At 67.1% G+C, this 14,541-nt stretch carries 16 protein-coding genes; 9 read left to right on the top strand and 7 right to left on the bottom strand.

The annotated features are described in order from the left end of the window. Positions 1 to 349: 349 nt before the first annotated feature. Positions 350 to 1,204 (top strand): iron-sulfur cluster carrier protein ApbC, encoded by an 855-nt coding sequence (apbC, locus tag ACZK08_RS13970; RefSeq protein WP_053516830.1) that lies wholly within the window; start codon positions 350 to 352, stop codon positions 1,202 to 1,204. Positions 1,205 to 1,278: 74 nt separating this feature from the next. After that, positions 1,279 to 1,851, top strand: a complete 573-nt coding sequence (gene dcd / locus ACZK08_RS13965; RefSeq protein ID WP_065174891.1) for a dCTP deaminase — start codon at positions 1,279 to 1,281, stop codon at positions 1,849 to 1,851. 66 nt (positions 1,852 to 1,917) lie between these two features. Here dcd and ACZK08_RS13960 read toward each other — a convergent pair whose 3' ends face one another. The 3 genes from ACZK08_RS13960 to ACZK08_RS13950 are packed head-to-tail and all read right to left on the bottom strand — an operon-like array spanning position 1,918 to position 3,191. After that, entirely contained in the window at positions 1,918 to 2,085 is a 168-nt protein-coding gene (locus ACZK08_RS13960; RefSeq protein ID WP_005410498.1) for a LiaI-LiaF-like domain-containing protein, read from the bottom strand. 15 nt (positions 2,086 to 2,100) lie between these two features. Next, on the bottom strand, positions 2,101 to 2,523 hold the full coding sequence (locus ACZK08_RS13955) for an HIT domain-containing protein (RefSeq protein WP_053516834.1): 423 nt from the start codon (positions 2,521 to 2,523) through the stop codon (positions 2,101 to 2,103). Next, positions 2,520 to 3,191 carry a dienelactone hydrolase family protein gene (locus ACZK08_RS13950; RefSeq protein WP_065174892.1) on the bottom strand — a complete coding sequence of 224 codons (672 nt, stop codon included), beginning with the start codon at positions 3,189 to 3,191 and terminating at the stop codon, positions 2,520 to 2,522. The genes ACZK08_RS13955 and ACZK08_RS13950 overlap by 4 nt, the downstream gene beginning before the upstream one ends. A 205-nt stretch (positions 3,192 to 3,396) precedes the next feature. Here ACZK08_RS13950 and rimO point away from each other — a divergent pair, with 205 nt between their 5' ends. Beyond that, positions 3,397 to 4,758, top strand: coding sequence for a 30S ribosomal protein S12 methylthiotransferase RimO (gene rimO, locus ACZK08_RS13945; RefSeq protein ID WP_053516842.1), 1,362 nt, complete (start codon positions 3,397 to 3,399; stop codon positions 4,756 to 4,758). Then, positions 4,755 to 5,588, top strand: coding sequence for a DUF3025 domain-containing protein (locus tag ACZK08_RS13940; protein ID WP_428992329.1), 834 nt, complete (start codon positions 4,755 to 4,757; stop codon positions 5,586 to 5,588). The genes rimO and ACZK08_RS13940 overlap by 4 nt, the downstream gene beginning before the upstream one ends. Positions 5,589 to 5,640: 52 nt before the next feature. On the opposite strand, the gene greB is transcribed toward ACZK08_RS13940, so the two are convergent. Beyond that, the gene (gene greB / locus ACZK08_RS13935) at positions 5,641 to 6,147 is read right to left on the bottom strand and encodes a transcription elongation factor GreB (RefSeq protein ID WP_053516845.1); all 507 of its coding nucleotides are present in this window, start codon (positions 6,145 to 6,147) and stop codon (positions 5,641 to 5,643) included. A gap of 35 nt (positions 6,148 to 6,182) precedes the next feature. Then, positions 6,183 to 7,688 (bottom strand): helicase HerA-like domain-containing protein, encoded by a 1,506-nt coding sequence (locus tag ACZK08_RS13930; RefSeq protein ID WP_053516846.1) that lies wholly within the window; start codon positions 7,686 to 7,688, stop codon positions 6,183 to 6,185. 123 nt (positions 7,689 to 7,811) lie between these two features. Here ACZK08_RS13930 and ACZK08_RS13925 point away from each other — a divergent pair, with 123 nt between their 5' ends. Both ACZK08_RS13925 and ACZK08_RS13920 read left to right on the top strand, forming a co-directional pair. Further along, the gene (locus ACZK08_RS13925; protein WP_065174896.1) at positions 7,812 to 9,422 is read left to right on the top strand and encodes a transglycosylase SLT domain-containing protein; all 1,611 of its coding nucleotides are present in this window, start codon (positions 7,812 to 7,814) and stop codon (positions 9,420 to 9,422) included. A 23-nt stretch (positions 9,423 to 9,445) separates the two neighbouring features. Next, entirely contained in the window at positions 9,446 to 9,793 is a 348-nt protein-coding gene (locus ACZK08_RS13920; RefSeq protein WP_053516848.1) for a ribonuclease E inhibitor RraB, read from the top strand. A gap of 61 nt (positions 9,794 to 9,854) precedes the next feature. Here the strand turns inward: ACZK08_RS13920 and asd are convergent, their stop codons facing one another. Both asd and ACZK08_RS13910 read right to left on the bottom strand, forming a co-directional pair. Then, entirely contained in the window at positions 9,855 to 10,697 is an 843-nt protein-coding gene (gene asd, locus ACZK08_RS13915) for an archaetidylserine decarboxylase (RefSeq protein WP_053516850.1), read from the bottom strand. Next, a complete protein-coding gene (locus ACZK08_RS13910; RefSeq protein ID WP_065181843.1) occupies positions 10,694 to 11,344 on the bottom strand; it encodes an SCO family protein in 651 nt (216 codons plus the stop codon). Before ACZK08_RS13910 ends, asd begins: the two co-directional genes overlap by 4 nt. 122 nt (positions 11,345 to 11,466) lie before the next feature. Here ACZK08_RS13910 and prmB point away from each other — a divergent pair, with 122 nt between their 5' ends. The 3 genes from prmB to ACZK08_RS13895 are packed head-to-tail and all read left to right on the top strand — an operon-like array spanning position 11,467 to position 14,526. After that, entirely contained in the window at positions 11,467 to 12,396 is a 930-nt protein-coding gene (gene prmB / locus ACZK08_RS13905) for a 50S ribosomal protein L3 N(5)-glutamine methyltransferase (RefSeq protein ID WP_053516852.1), read from the top strand. Then, entirely contained in the window at positions 12,393 to 13,496 is a 1,104-nt protein-coding gene (aroC, locus tag ACZK08_RS13900) for a chorismate synthase (protein WP_053516854.1), read from the top strand. The genes prmB and aroC overlap by 4 nt, the downstream gene beginning before the upstream one ends. Continuing rightward, positions 13,489 to 14,526 (top strand): 2-hydroxyacid dehydrogenase, encoded by a 1,038-nt coding sequence (locus ACZK08_RS13895; protein ID WP_065181844.1) that lies wholly within the window; start codon positions 13,489 to 13,491, stop codon positions 14,524 to 14,526. The genes aroC and ACZK08_RS13895 overlap by 8 nt, the downstream gene beginning before the upstream one ends. Positions 14,527 to 14,541 lie beyond the last annotated feature (15 nt).

Raw genomic sequence — 14,541 nt, 5'->3', positions numbered from 1 at the left:
GCGTGCCGCCGCCCGGTTCTGGTACCGGCTTCACAAGCCAGTGACTCGAGATTAACACGCCATTAACCAAGCGTGTCAAACGTTCACAACGCAGTCATCTTTCTGTGGTCGATTTCCTGTCGGAACGTATCAAGGCGTGTCGAAAACCGCGCAGTGTATTGATTCAACTGGTTTTTCTGTTCCTTCGCAAATCGTGTCTGCTTCCTTAACGGGGGGGCTGGGGTGAACAGGGAGCGAAAATTCTCCGCGGCGCCCACATCTTCGACCAACGCGATCCTGCGCGCCGGTCCTTGAGGCTCCGGCGGTATGATGTCGGGTTCTCCTTCCTGACTTTCCGCCGGAGCCCGCAGTGAACAGTCCGACCCGTCGTCCCCATGCAAGCCAGGTGCAGAAGGGGCTGGCACCGCACGCGCGCATCCGCAACGTGATCGCGGTGGGCTCGGGCAAGGGCGGTGTCGGCAAGTCCACCACGGCCGTTAACCTGGCGGTGGCGCTGCAGCAGCTGGGCGCGCGGGTGGGCGTGCTCGATGCGGACATCTATGGCCCCAGCGTTCCCGCCATGCTGGGCCTGTCCGGCCGCCCGGAAAGCCCGGACAACAAGAGCATCGAACCGCTGCGTGCCTTCGGCGTGGACACCATGTCGATCGGTTACCTGATCGAGGAAGACACGCCGATGATCTGGCGTGGGCCGATGGCGACCTCGGCAATGACCCAGCTGTTCAACGACACCCTGTGGGACGACCTCGACTTCCTGTTGATCGACCTGCCGCCCGGCACCGGTGACATCCAGCTGACGCTGACCCAGAAGATTCCGCTGGCCGGTGCGGTGATCGTCACCACGCCGCAGGACATCGCCACGCTGGATGCGAAGAAGGCACTGAAGATGTTCGAGAAGGTCGAAGTGCCGGTGCTGGGCATCGTCGAGAACATGGCGGTACATACCTGCAGCCAGTGCGGCCACGTCGAGCACCTGTTCGGCGAGGGGGGCGGGGAGCGCATGGCGGCGCAGTACGGCGTGCCGCTGCTGGGATCGCTGCCGTTGCAGATCGGCATCCGTGAGCAGGGTGACGCAGGCACACCGATCACCGCCGCGCAGCCGGATTCCCTGCCGGCCCAGGCCTATCGCCACGCTGCGCAGCGGCTCATCGAGGAAGTGGGCAAGCGCCCGCGTGCCTCGATCCCGATCCTGTCGTCGCTGCTGTAGGGACCGGCCGGGGAGGGCGGTGGCGCCCGGCCCCCTGCTAGAATCCTCGCGCCCCCTCGCACCCAGGACAGAGCATGAGCATCAAGAGTGACCGTTGGATCCGCCGCATGTCCGAACAGCACGGCATGATCGAGCCGTTCGAGGCCGGGCAGGTGAAGCAGGTCAACGGCCAGCGCATCGTCAGCTACGGTACCTCCAGCTACGGCTACGACGTGCGTTGCTCGCGCGAGTTCAAGGTGTTCACCAACATCAACTCGACCATCGTCGACCCGAAGCACTTCGATTCGGGCAGCTTCGTCGACATCACCGCCGACGAATGCATCATCCCGCCCAACAGCTTCGCGCTGGCGCGTACCGTGGAGTATTTCCGCATTCCGCGCGACACCCTCGTGGTGTGCCTGGGCAAGAGCACCTACGCGCGTTGCGGCATCATCGTCAACGTCACTCCGCTCGAGCCGGAGTGGGAAGGCCATGTGACCCTGGAGTTCAGCAACACCACGCCGCTGCCGGCGCGCATCTACGCCAACGAAGGCGTGGCCCAGATGCTGTTCTTCCAGGCGGCGGCCGATGATATCTGCGAAACGTCCTACAAGGACCGTGGCGGCAAATACCAGGGCCAGACCGGCGTCACCCTGCCGCGTACCTGACGGACCAGTAGCGCCGGGCCATGCCCGGCGTCGCACGATCGAAGGCGGCGCTTGCGCCGCCTTCGCTTATTTGCCGCGGCCGAACAGCATGGCGATGCCGACGCCGACCAGGGCCACCGGCCACCAGGTCAGCAGCAGCTTGGACAGGTTCAGGTGCGTCCAGCCCAGGTTGCTGGCAAGCATGAACAGCCCGATCAGGATCAGCAGGATGGCGGCGACGAGGTTGAATCGCATCGTGTCGGCACGGTCTCAGGAGTGGGCCGGATATCCTAGCCGTTCCTTCCAGTAGGCGACATGCTGCTGCAGGGCGTCCGGTTCGTAGCGGTGCGCAGGACCGCTGCCCCACACCGGTCCCGGCCACGCCGGATCGCCGTCGTGGCGGCCGATCACGTGGAAATGCAGCTGGCGCACGATGTTGCCCAATGCGCCGATGTTGATCTTCTCCACCCCGTCGGAGCCCTTCAGGGCCTTGCAGGCGCGGTTGAGTTCGGTGCGCAGCTTGTCCTGCTGGTCGCCGTCCAGTTCGATCCACTCCGTTACCCCGGCCAGACGCGGCACCAGGATCAGCCAGGGAAACCGTTCGTCGTTCATCAACCGCACTTGCGACAGCGGGCCTTGCGCCACCAGAACGCTGTCGGTGGCCAGGCGGGAATCAAGTTCGAAATCGCTCATCCAAGATGCTCCGTGAAGAAGTCCAGGGTGCGTTGCAGCGCCAGGGTGGCGCTGTCTGGATCATACGCATGTCCGACCTCGCGGTTGAAGGCATGGTCGGCCGGGTAGACATAGGTCGCCATCTGCGGCAGCTTCTGGCGATGCGCCTCCACGGCCTCAGGTGGGATGCTGCGGTCCTGCGCGCCGAAGTGGAAGATCACCGGCGCCTTCGGTGTCTCGTCCAGATACTGCACGTTGCGTGCGCCGTAATAGCTCACCGAGGGCAGGCCGAGGCGCAGCGCGGACAGCATCGCCACCGTTCCGCCCCAGCAGTAGCCGACCGTGCCGACCTTGCCGAAGGGGGCAAGCCGGGTTGCTGCGGCGCGCACCACTTCCAGTGCCCGTTCAATGCCCAGCGCACTTACCCGTTCCAGGCCCTGTTTCACCCCTTCAGGGTCATAGGGCAGGGCGTCGGGGTCGGCGTCCGGGCCATCGACCAGGTCGAAGAACGACGGCGCCAGCACGGCATAGCCTTCGGCGGCGAAGCGCTCGGCCACGCCACGGATGTGCGGATTGGCGCCGAATATCTCCTGCACGACCACCAGGCCGCCACGCGGCGTGCCCGCCGGCAGGGCCTGCCAGGCCCGGACCGGGCCATGATGCGTATCCAGGGTGATCCATTCGGACATCGTCGGGTTCCTCGTAGCAGTGGACAGGCCTGCATTGTCGGCGCTGGGCGGGTTAGCGCGGCGTCTGCGGCTGTGCGTGATCGGGCGGCTGGGCCGTTCAGAGCGCGGCCCTCAACCCCGGTATACTGGCGCCCTTTCAGGCCCCGGCCCCCAGGAACCCCTGCCACTCCGGCAGGGGCCCAGGCCCCCAGAGTCCCGCGATTCCATGTCCCAGCTGAACCCCAAAGTCGGCTTCGTCAGCCTTGGCTGCCCGAAGGCCCTTGTCGATTCCGAGCGCATCCTGACCCAACTGCGGTCGGAGGGATACGACATCGTCCCGTCCTATGACTCGGCCGACGTGGTGGTGGTCAACACCTGTGGCTTCATCGATTCGGCGGTGACGGAGTCGCTGGACGCCATCGGCGAGGCGATGAACCAGAACGGCAAGGTCATCGTCACCGGCTGCCTGGGCAAGCGCCCCGAACAGATCCGTGAGGCGTACCCGAACGTGCTGGCGGTGTCCGGCCCGCAGGACTACCAGAGCGTGATGGAGGCGGTGCATGAGGCGCTACCGCCCCGGCATGATCCGTTCGTGGACCTGGTGCCCGACTACGGCATCAAGCTGACCCCGCGCCACTACGCCTATCTGAAGATTTCCGAAGGCTGCAACCACGCGTGCAGTTTCTGCATCATTCCGTCGATGCGCGGCAAGCTGGTCTCGCGCCCGGTCGATGAAGTGCTGCGCGAAGCCGAGCGCCTGGTCCGGGGCGGTGTGCGTGAGCTGCTGGTGGTATCGCAGGACACCTCCGCCTACGGCGTGGACGTGAAGTACGCCGAGAAGATGTGGCGCGACAAGGCCTACCAGACCCGCCTGAAGGCGCTGTGCGAGGGCCTGTCCGAACTGGACGCGTGGGTGCGCATGCACTACGTGTACCCGTACCCGCACGTGGATGACGTGGTGCCGTTGATGGCCGAGAACCGCATCCTGCCGTACCTGGACATTCCGTTCCAGCACGCCAGCCCGCGTATCCTGCGACTGATGAAGCGCCCCGGTGCGGTGGAGAAGACGCTGGAGCGCGTGCAGAACTGGCGTCGCATCGCGCCGGACATCACCGTGCGTTCGACCTTCATCGTCGGTTTCCCGGGCGAGACCGAAGCGGAGTTCGAGGAGCTGCTGTCGTTCCTCGATGAGGCGCAGCTGGACCGCGTGGGTGCGTTCGCGTATTCGCCGGTCGAGGGTGCTACCGCCAACGCTCTTCCGGACCCTGTCCCGGAAGAGGTGAAGCAGGAGCGCCTGGCGCGCTTCATGGAAAAGCAGGCACAGATCTCGGCCGCACGTCTGGAGGCCAAGATCGGCACGGTCCAGCAGTGCCTGGTCGATGCCATCGAAGGTGACATCGCCGTGGCCCGTTCCAGGGCCGATGCACCGGAAATCGATGGACTGGTGCATATCCAGAATGCCGACCAGGTGCCGCTGCGCGTAGGCGAATTCATCAACGTGGAAATCACCGAGAGCGACGAGCACGATCTGTATGGCGACGCGCTGCCGCCGACCACGCGCCCGGCCTTCGACCTGAAGGTGCTCTGATCATGGCCGAGGGTGCTGCTGGCCACGCTGGCAGCCCTCGGCGATTCGTGCCGCCGCCGCGCGCGGCGGTGGACCCGGCGGTGTTCGATCATCCGCTGTTTGCCCGGGTGCGTGCCTTCCGCGATCTTCTGTCCGGCGACCGCTGGCCGACCGTTGCCGAGCTGGATGCGCGGCTGGCGTTGCGCGGGCGGCGACTGGTCGAGCAGGATGCAGCGTTGCTGGCCGATGGCCTGCACTACGAAACGCGCATCGCGCAGGGGCGTATCGCCACCCGTGCGGCGAGCTGGCACGATCTGTTCAATGCACTGGTATGGGCGTGTCACCCGCAGCTGAAGCACGTGCTCAACAGGCGGCAATGCCTGCATGTCGCCACGATGCCAACCGGTCAACGCAATCGCGCGCAGGCGGCGCTGACCCAGTTCGACGAGACCGGCGTGATCGTGTGCGTCCAGGACGATGCGCTGATCGCTGCGTGGGACGCCCACGACTGGCCGATGCTGTTCGCGCCGCCGCACTGGCAGGCCGGTCGCATCACCATCGCCGCGGTGTTCGGCCATGCACTGATGGAACAGGCGTTGCTGCCGGGGCGCCTGCTGGTCGGCAAGTGCGTGGTGGTGCGCGGCGATGAAGAGGGTGCCTGCATCGAGACCGTGGCCCGGGCGATCGAGCAGGGCGCGACGGTGACCGATCCGCTGCAGCTGCGCCCGCTGCCACTGGCCGGAATCCCCGGCTGGCACCCGCAGCAGGACGCCGCCTTCCATGGCAACGCCGACTACTTCCGCCCGCTGCGGCAGGGCCGCCTGTACCCGCCGCCGCTCTTGCCCCGGTAGCGCCGGGCCATGCCCGGCGCTGGATTGACAGCAACGCCGGGAGGGCTCGGTGTTACGAAGACGGGTACTCGACGCTGATCACCGCGAAGGTGAACCGGCCGCCCGGCAGTTCCACCGAGAATTCATCGTCCAGGCGCTTCTTCAGCACGGCCCGCGCCAGCGGCGAGTCGATGCTGATCCAGCCCAGGCCGGCGTCGGTTTCATCCGGCCCAACGATGCGGTAACGGCTGGTCTCACCACTGTCGATGTTCTCCAGTTCGATCCATGCACCGAAGAACACCGCTTGTGGATCGGTCGGCGTGGTATCGACCACACGCAGCGATTCGAGCCGCTTGGTCAGGTAGCGCACGCGGCGGTCGATTTCACCCAACTGCTTCTTGCGGTAGGTGTACTCGGCGTTCTCCGAGCGGTCGCCCTCGGCGGCGGCAGCGGCCAGCGCCTTCACCACCTCGGGCCGGCGTACCCGCCACAGGTCGTCCAGCTCGGCTTTCAGTCGGGCGTGGCCGGCGGCGGTGATCAGGGCGGTGCTTTTCTCTGCGGGCGGACGCCAACGGGACATGTAATACAGCTTCTTCTCAGGAATACGAAAGGGCCTCAGCGCTTGCCGCCGAAGATGCCGCCCAGGATGCCGCGCACGATCTGGTTGCCCAGCTTGGTCCCGACCGTGCGCGTGGTCTGCTTGGCCATGGTTTCAATCATGCCCTGGCGACGCTTGGTGCCGAAGATCGCATCCTTGATCGCCTGGCCGAATCCACCTTCCTGTGCCTCGTCCTGCTCGCGGCTGCGCGCGGCCGGGGTCTGGGCCTGCTCCACGCTCTTCTGCGCCCGCTGGGCCAGCAGCTCGGCGGCCGATTCACGGTTGACCGCCGTGTCGTAGCGGCTGCCGACCGGGCTGCCGGCACGCACCTGTGCGCGCTCGGCCTCGGTGACCGGCCCCATCCGGCAGCGGGGCGGCGCGATCATCGTCTGCTGGACCGGCATCGGCACGCCCTTGTCCTGCAACGTGGAAACCAGTGCTTCACCGGTGCCGAGCTGGCTCAGCACCTTGGCGACATCCAGCTTCGGGTTCGGCACGAAGGTTTCGGCGGCGGTCCTGACCGCCTTCTGGTCGCGCGGCGTGAAGGCCCGCAGCGCGTGCTGCACGCGGTTGCCGAGCTGGCCCAGGATGTTGGAGGGCACGTCGTCGGGGAACTGCGAGCAGAAGTACACGCCCACGCCCTTGGAGCGGATCAGCCGCACCACCTGCTCGATGCGCTGCACCAGCGAGGAAGGCGCATCGTCGAACAGCAGGTGGGCCTCGTCGAAGATGAACACCAGCTTGGGCTTGTCGAGGTCGCCCACTTCCGGCAGTTGTTCGAACAGTTCCGACAGCAGCCAGAGCAGGAAGGTCGAGTACAGCTTGGGCTTGAGCACCAGCTGGTCGGCGGCGAGGATGCCGATCACACCGCGGCCGTCGTGATTGACCCGCATGATGTCGGCCAGTTCCAGTGCCGGCTCGCCGAAGAAGTTCTCACCGCCGTCCTGCGCCAGCCGCAGCACGGCACGCTGGATCGCTGCGATCGACTGCGCGCTGACCAGTCCGTACTCGGTGGAAATGTCCTTGCGCTCTTCGGCGACCAGGCCGAGCAGGGCCCGCAGATCATCCATGTCCAGCAACAGCAGGCCGCGGTCGTCGGCCAGCTTGAACACGATGTCCAGCACGCCGGCCTGGGTGTCATTCAATTCGAGGATGCGCGCGAGCAGGGTCGGCCCCATCTCGCTGACGGTGGTGCGCACCGGGTGGCCGAGTTTTCCGTACAGGTCCCAGAAGATGGCCGGGCTGCCCGCCGGCGCATAGTCGGCCACGCCGATGTCCGCGGCGCGCTTCAGCAGCGCTTCGCTGCCCGTGCCGGGCACGGCCAGGCCGGACACATCGCCCTTCACGTCAGCGAGGAACACCGGAACCCCGAGCCGCGAGAATCCTTCGGCCAGGGTCATCAGGGTCACGGTCTTGCCGGTGCCGGTGGCGCCCGCCACCAGCCCGTGGCGGTTGCCGAGTTTCGGCAGCAGGGTAACGGCCACATCGTCGGTGATGCCTTTGCCGAGCAGAATCGGATCCATGGTCCAGCCCTTGTGGTGAATGCGCCCAATGTTAACCGGCAGCGATGACGGCCCGAAGGTCGGCTTGCCCCGACCTTGGCGGCGCCGCTACTCTGCCTGCCTGTTTCGCACACAGTGCCAAAAATGCCCGTTCCTGTCCTGATTTCCCGCACCTGGCCGTTGCTGGCCCTGGCTGGCCTGGTTTCCCTGGCCCCCGATGCCCACGCCCAGCGGGTTTCCGCCCGGGACAAAGTGAAGGTAGATGCCCTGCAGCAGCGCATGACGGCTGCCGAGAAGCGTTACAGCGATGCGCTGCTGCTGGTGGCCAACGCCGACCCCAAGGGCAGCAACGAGGCCGACGCGGCGCTGGAGGACATGGAGGATGTCATCAGTGAGTGCGTGAAGCAGAAGGGTTGTCAGATGAGCAACATGCTGGCCACCTACAAGCGCCTGCTCAAGCGCGATGCCGATGCGGCCGCGGAAGACGAGGGCGGTGAACTGCCCGCCGAGCGGCTGGAAGCCGACCCCGACCATATCGGTCCGTTGACCGCCGACGTGCCGGAAGCCGCACGCGCAGCGGCACTGCTCAACGACAAGCGGCACGCCTTCGACAACATGGTCGAGTACAACCCGGCCGTCCAGGCCGGCATCCGCCGCTGGCTGACCGACATGCGTCCGGCGCTGCTGACCAGCTACGAGAACTACCAGAACCTGCGTGCCGTGATGTGGCCGGAGTGGGAGAAGCGCGGCCTGCCCGAAGCGCTCCTGTTCGGCATCATGGCCAAGGAATCCAATGGGCGCGTGCATGCGTCCTCGCGCGCTGGCGCCGCCGGCCTGATGCAGTTCATGCCGGCCACCGGGCGGCGTTTCGGCCTCGGTCCGGACGGCACCGGGTTCGATACCCGCTTTGATGCCCACAGCGCTGCTGAAGCCAGTGCGACCTATCTCAACGAGCGCATGCGCGAGCTCAACAACAACATCGAGTTGTCGCTGGCCGGGTACAACGGGGGTGAAGGGCGCGCCCTGCGTGTGGCGCGCGAGAATCCGGGGCAGAGCTTCTGGGTCGACCGTGTCTACAACCAGTTCCCCGGTGAAACCAAGGATTACGTGCCGATGGTGATCGCTGCGGCGTGGATCTTCCTGCACCCCCAGCAGTACGGCGTGGAGTTCCCGAAGATCAGCGCGCAGCCGGCCACCCTGCGCCTGGCGCGCTCGACCACCATCTACGAGCTGACCATCTGCCTGGGCAGCCACGGCACCCGTGATGGCTACATGCGTGCGCTGCGCAACCTCAATCCGCGTTATGAGGCCGATGGCTGGATTCCGGCCGGCACCCTGATCAACGCAACCACCCGCATCGCGAGCCTGTATCAGCGCAACTGCGTGAGCGGACCGCGTGCCGACCTGGCGCGCACCCTGATTACGGCCGACCTCAACGCCGCCATCGTGCGGCCAAGCGCTGCCAGCTACACCGGCAGCGTGGCGGTGGGCGGCGTGGTGCCGGTGGCCGATGCAGCCAGTTCGACCAGCGTACCGACGGCACCGGTGGCGGCAGTGGCCGCGCCTCGGCCGGCACCGGCCGCGCGACCGAAGCCGGCACGCAGCTACAAGGTCGGCCGCGGCGAGACGCTGGGCCGCATCGCGGCCAAGTTCCAGTGCGACGTGCCGACGCTGGCACGCGCCAACGGTCTGAAGGCACCGGCCTACAGCCTGCGCCACGGCCAGGTGCTGAAGCTGCAGGGCTGCGAAAAGTAATCTCCACGACCTCTGGAACTGCCATGGACCTTGAAGCAACCCGCAACCTGTTCGCCAATCTGCGCGAAAACACCGACTGGGACATCAGCGGCCCGCTGCTGTGGGGCTATTTCTTCGTGCATTCCACTGCCGAGCCGCTGCAGGCACTGGCCGCGCATCTGCAGGCGCAGGGCTACACCCTGGTGGAGGTGTTCGAGCAGGAGCCGGACGAGGGGGACGCGCCGTTCCACGTGCTGCATGTGGAGCGCGTGGAGGTCCACGACGAAGCGTCGCTGGATCGCCGCAACCAGGAGCTGGCAGCGCTGGCAGCGCAGATGGGTGTGGAAGACTACGACGGCATGGACGTCGGCCCGGCCCCCACCCTGCAGTAGGGGCCTGTGCGTAGTGCCGGGCGCGTGCCCGGCGCTGCGCAGCAACCCGGTGGCGGGATTGTCAGCGCAGCGTGGCCAGGGCCTGGCCCAGCTGCACCGGTGACTCCGCAGCCAGGTGTGGAGCGAACTCCGCCACGCCCGGCGGCAGCAGCACGACCACGGTCGAGCCATAGTTGAAGCGTGCCATCTCCGCGAAGCGCTCCAGGCGGATGCCCTGGCCGCGATAGTCCTTGCGGGTGATGCGGTCACCGTACTGAGGGATCTCCTCGCCGCTCCACACTGTCTCCACGCCGGAGACCAGCAGCGCGCCGACCATCACGCTCACCATCGGGCCGAAGCTGGTATCGAAATGGCAGACCAGGCGCTCGTTGCGTGCGAACAGGCGTGGCACGCCTGCCACGGCGGCCGGACCCACGCTGAAAAGGCGGCCTGGCACATGCACGGTCTCGCGCAGGGTGCCGGTCCAGGGCATGTGCACACGGTGGTAGTCGCGCGGGGACAGGTAGACGGTCGCGTACAGGCCGTCGTTGAACGGCTTGGCGTCCTCGGCGCTGCCCAGCAGCTCGGCGGCGGTGAACGACTGGCCCTTGGCCTGGAAGATGCGGCCGGCCTCGATGTTGCCGAGCTGGCTGACACGGCCGTCGGCCGGCATCACCAGGGTGCGCGGATCGGCATCGGCCACGCGTGCACCCGGTTTCAGCGCACGGGTGAAGAACTGGTTGAAGGTGGCGTAACTGCGCGGGTCGGGGTTGGCGGCTTCGTCCAGATTGACGTTGAACCTGCGGCTGACGGTGTCGATCAGCCAGCGCGACACGCGCGGGTTGTCCGAGTACGCCAGCGAGCGCGCCATCGAGGACAACAGGCGATGGGGCAGGGCGTATGTCAGGGCGGTGGTGAGGCTCATGGGGCGGTTTTCTCGGTCAGCTTCTGCAGGTCGCGGGCGATCGCCGGCGCGTTGAACGGGGGGCGCACCAGGCCGGCGAGCCGGCCCTGCGGATCGAGCACGGCCAGGCTGGCCGAGTGCTCGACGGTGTAATCCTCGGGATTCTCATCGAAATGCTTGCCCGGCACCTTCTGGAACACGAAGCCCAGTGCGGTGGCGAAGCGTTCCAGCGAAGGGACGTCGGCGGTGGCCGCCAGGGTGTCCCTGTGGAAGCCGTGCGCGTACTCGCCAAGGCGGGTGGCGCTGTCGCGCTCGGGATCGACGGAGACGAACAGCACCCGCGGACGCAGCCCGTCGGGCAGTGCTTCCCACTGCTGCTGCGCACCGGCCAGTTCGGCCAGGGTGGTCGGGCACACGTCGGGGCAGAAGGTGAACCCCAGGAACACCAGGGTCCAATGGCCCTTCAGCTCGCCCGGAATGAGCCGCGTGCCATCGGACTGGGCCAGGTTGAAGTCGGGCAGCTCGCGCGGCTGCGGGTACAGGGTGATCGCTTCGGTGGCCGGCTGGCCGGCCGGGGGCTTCGGAGCAAAGACCTGCTGCGCGGCGAGCAGGCCCAGGCCCGCCGCCAGGGCGATCAGCAGGATGATGCCGACGTTGCGATTGAACATGGGAGCCCCCGCGCGAAGTGGTCCCCATCATACCGGCTGCGGCCTGATCGTTTCCGTCGCAACGGATGCCGGCGCAGGCGCCAGCCCCTATAATCGGGGGCCACTTTGCCCGCAGTACCGCCATGACCGCTGAAACGGCCGCCGAACTCCACACGATCATCGACCTGATCCGCTACGGCACCAGCCGTTTCAACGCCGCCGGGCTGACCTTCGGGCACAGCTACGACAACGCCCTGGACGAGGCGACCCAACTGGTGCTGCACAGCCTGCACCTGCCGCATGACCTGGGCCCGGCGTATGGCCAGGCGCGGTTGCTGCAGGAGGAGAAGGTGCGGGTGCTGGAGCTGTTCCAGCGCCGCATCGACGAACGTATCCCGGCCGCCTACCTGACCGGCGAGGCGTGGTTCGCCGGCCTGAGCTTCAAGAGCGACGCGCGCGCCCTGGTGCCGCGTTCGCCGATCGCCGAGCTGATCGAGTGTGGTTTCGAACCATGGCTGGCCGGCCGCGACGTCAGCCGCGCGCTGGATCTGTGCACGGGTTCGGGCTGCATCGCCATCGCAATGGGCCACTATTACCCGAACTGGGAGGTGGACGGCGTGGACCTGAGCGACGACGCACTGTCGCTGGCCGAAGAGAACAAGGAGCGCCTGCAGGCGCACAACGTCACGCTGATCAAGTCCGACCTGTTCAGTGGCCTGACCGGCCGCCATTACGACCTGATCGTCACCAACCCGCCGTACGTCACCAACGACGAGACCGATGCCCTGCCGCAGGAATATTCCTACGAGCCGGAAATGGGCCTGCGTGCCGGCGATGACGGCCTGGATCTGGTGCTGAAGATCCTGCGCGATGCGCCGCTGCACCTGAGCGAGGACGGCCTGCTGATCTGCGAAGTGGGCGAGTCCGAGCAGCACCTGGTCAAGCTGCTGCCGGAAGTGGACTTCGCCTGGATCGAGTTCAAGGTCGGGCAGATGGGCATTTTCGCGGTCGAATGCCGCGAGCTGATCGCCCACAGCGCCCGCATCACCGAACTGGCGGCGCAACGACCGTGAGCTCCAATTCGTTCGGCAAGCTGTTCACCGTCACCACGTTCGGCGAGTCGCACGGGCCGGCCATCGGCTGCGTGATCGATGGCTGTCCGCCCGGGCTGGCGCTGGATGCGGCCGAATTTGCCCACGATCTGCAGCGCCGTGCCACCGGCAAGAGCCGGCACACGTCGGCGCGGCGCGAGGCCGATGAGGTCGAGATCCTGTCCGGCGTGTACGAGGGCCTGACCACCGGAACGCCGATCGCGCTGCTGATCCGCAACACCGATCAGCGCAGCAAGGACTACGCGAACATCGGCCAGCAGTTCCGGCCGGGCCATGCCGACTACAGCTACTGGCACAAGTACGGCATCCGCGATCCGCGGGGCGGTGGCCGTTCCTCGGCGCGCGAGACCACCATGCGCGTGGCCGCGGGCGTGGTCGCCAAGAAGTGGCTGGCCGAGCGCTTCGGCGTCACCGTGCGCGGGTATCTGTCGCAGCTGGGCGGTATCACTCCTGCAGGTTTCGACTGGTCGGCGGTGGAAGACAATCCGTTCTTCTGGCCGCACGCCGCGCAGGTGCCGGAGCTGGAGGCGTACATGGATGCGCTGCGCAAGTCCGGCGATTCGGTCGGCGCGCGCGTGGACGTGGTTGCCGACAACGTGCCCCCGGGCTGGGGCGAGCCGATCTACGGCAAGCTCGATGGCGAGCTTGCGGCGGCGCTGATGAGCATCAACGCGGTCAAGGGCGTGGAGATCGGCGACGGGTTCGCCAGCGCGGCCCAGAAGGGCACCGAACACCGTGACCTGCTGACCCCGCAGGGTTTCGCCAGCAATCACGCGGGCGGCATCCTGGGCGGCATTTCCACCGGCCAGCCGGTGGTTGCGTCGATGGTGTTGAAGCCGACCTCCAGCCTGCGCCTGCCGGGCCCATCGCTGGACACCGCCGGCAACGTGGTCGAAGTGGTCACCACTGGCCGCCATGATCCCTGCGTCGGCATCCGCGCCACGCCGATCGCCGAAGCGATGGTGGCGCTGGTGCTGATGGACCAGGCATTGCGTCACCGCGCGCAATGCGGCGATGTCGGCACCATCACGCCCCGCATTCCCGGGCAGGTCGATGGCTGAAACGCGGCCGACGGTGTGGGTGAGCCAGCCGCTGATCGAGGCGGCCATCGCGCCGCTGCGTGATCGCGTGCAGCTGCGCACCACCGACGCCGTCACCGTGTGGTCGCCTGAGCAGATCGCCGCACAATTGGCCAGCGCCGATGGCGCGATCATCACCCTCAACGAGCGTATCGGCGCGGCCGAGCTGGCCAATGCCTCGCGGCTGCAGGTCGTTGCCAACGTCGGCGTGGGCTACAACAACCTGGATGTGACCGCGCTCAGCGCGGCGGGCATCCTGGCCAGCAATACCCCCGACGTGCTTACCGAGACCACCGCCGATCTGGGCTTCGCACTGCTGATGGCCGCCGCGCGCCGGATCACCGAATCCGAGCGCTGGCTGCGTGAAGGGCACTGGCAGCAATGGTCGTTCCAGACCATGCTCGGTGCCGACATCCACGGCAGCACCCTGGGCATTCTCGGCATGGGGCGGATCGGCCAGGGCATCGCCCGTCGTGGCGCGCATGGTTTCGGCATGAAGGTGCTGTACCACAACCGCTCGCGACTGCCAGCAGATGCCGAAGCAGCAGTCGGTGCCGCTTATGTCGATCTGGATACGCTGCTGGCGCAGTCCGACCATCTGGTGCTCGTGCTGCCTTACACCCCGGCCTCGCACCACCTGATCGACGCCGCTGCGCTGGCGAAGATGAAACCGACGGCCACGCTGGTGAACATCGCGCGCGGAGGCCTGGTCGACGAAACAGCGCTGGCCGATGCACTGGCCCATGGGCGCCTGGCCGCTGCCGGGCTGGACGTCTACGAAGGCGAGCCGGCCGTACGCCCGGAACTGCTGGCGCTGCGCAACGTCGTGCTGACCCCGCACATCGGCAGCGCTTCGCTGGCCACGCGTACGGCGATGGTGCAGCGGGCCGTGGACAACCTGCTGGCCGCGCTCGGCCTGGGCGGCGGGCCGGCGCACATGCCGAGCGCGATCAATGCCGACGCGGCGCTGGCCGCACGTGCCGCCCTGGGCAAAAAAAACGGGAAACGATAGGGAGCCTCCGCGCGT

It is taken from the genome of Stenotrophomonas sp. 112478_Sma (genome assembly GCF_056479905.1).
The sequence above is the reverse complement of the archived record's forward strand: the minus strand, read 5'-3'. Positions and strand labels throughout refer to the sequence as shown.

Coding starts and splice junctions, on each gene's coding strand:
- dcd (WP_065174891.1), top strand. CDS start 1,279: ATGAGCATCAAGAGTGACCGTTGGATCCGCCGCATGTCCGAACAGCAC.
- ACZK08_RS13960 (WP_005410498.1), bottom strand. CDS start 2,085: ATGCGATTCAACCTCGTCGCCGCCATCCTGCTGATCCTGATCGGGCTG.
- ACZK08_RS13955 (WP_053516834.1), bottom strand. CDS start 2,523: ATGAGCGATTTCGAACTTGATTCCCGCCTGGCCACCGACAGCGTTCTG.
- ACZK08_RS13950 (WP_065174892.1), bottom strand. CDS start 3,191: ATGTCCGAATGGATCACCCTGGATACGCATCATGGCCCGGTCCGGGCC.
- rimO (WP_053516842.1), top strand. CDS start 3,397: ATGTCCCAGCTGAACCCCAAAGTCGGCTTCGTCAGCCTTGGCTGCCCG.
- greB (WP_053516845.1), bottom strand. CDS start 6,147: ATGTCCCGTTGGCGTCCGCCCGCAGAGAAAAGCACCGCCCTGATCACC.
- ACZK08_RS13930 (WP_053516846.1), bottom strand. CDS start 7,688: ATGGATCCGATTCTGCTCGGCAAAGGCATCACCGACGATGTGGCCGTT.
- ACZK08_RS13925 (WP_065174896.1), top strand. CDS start 7,812: ATGCCCGTTCCTGTCCTGATTTCCCGCACCTGGCCGTTGCTGGCCCTG.
- ACZK08_RS13920 (WP_053516848.1), top strand. CDS start 9,446: ATGGACCTTGAAGCAACCCGCAACCTGTTCGCCAATCTGCGCGAAAAC.
- asd (WP_053516850.1), bottom strand. CDS start 10,697: ATGAGCCTCACCACCGCCCTGACATACGCCCTGCCCCATCGCCTGTTG.
- ACZK08_RS13910 (WP_065181843.1), bottom strand. CDS start 11,344: ATGTTCAATCGCAACGTCGGCATCATCCTGCTGATCGCCCTGGCGGCG.
- prmB (WP_053516852.1), top strand. CDS start 11,467: ATGACCGCTGAAACGGCCGCCGAACTCCACACGATCATCGACCTGATC.
- ACZK08_RS13895 (WP_065181844.1), top strand. CDS start 13,489: ATGGCTGAAACGCGGCCGACGGTGTGGGTGAGCCAGCCGCTGATCGAG.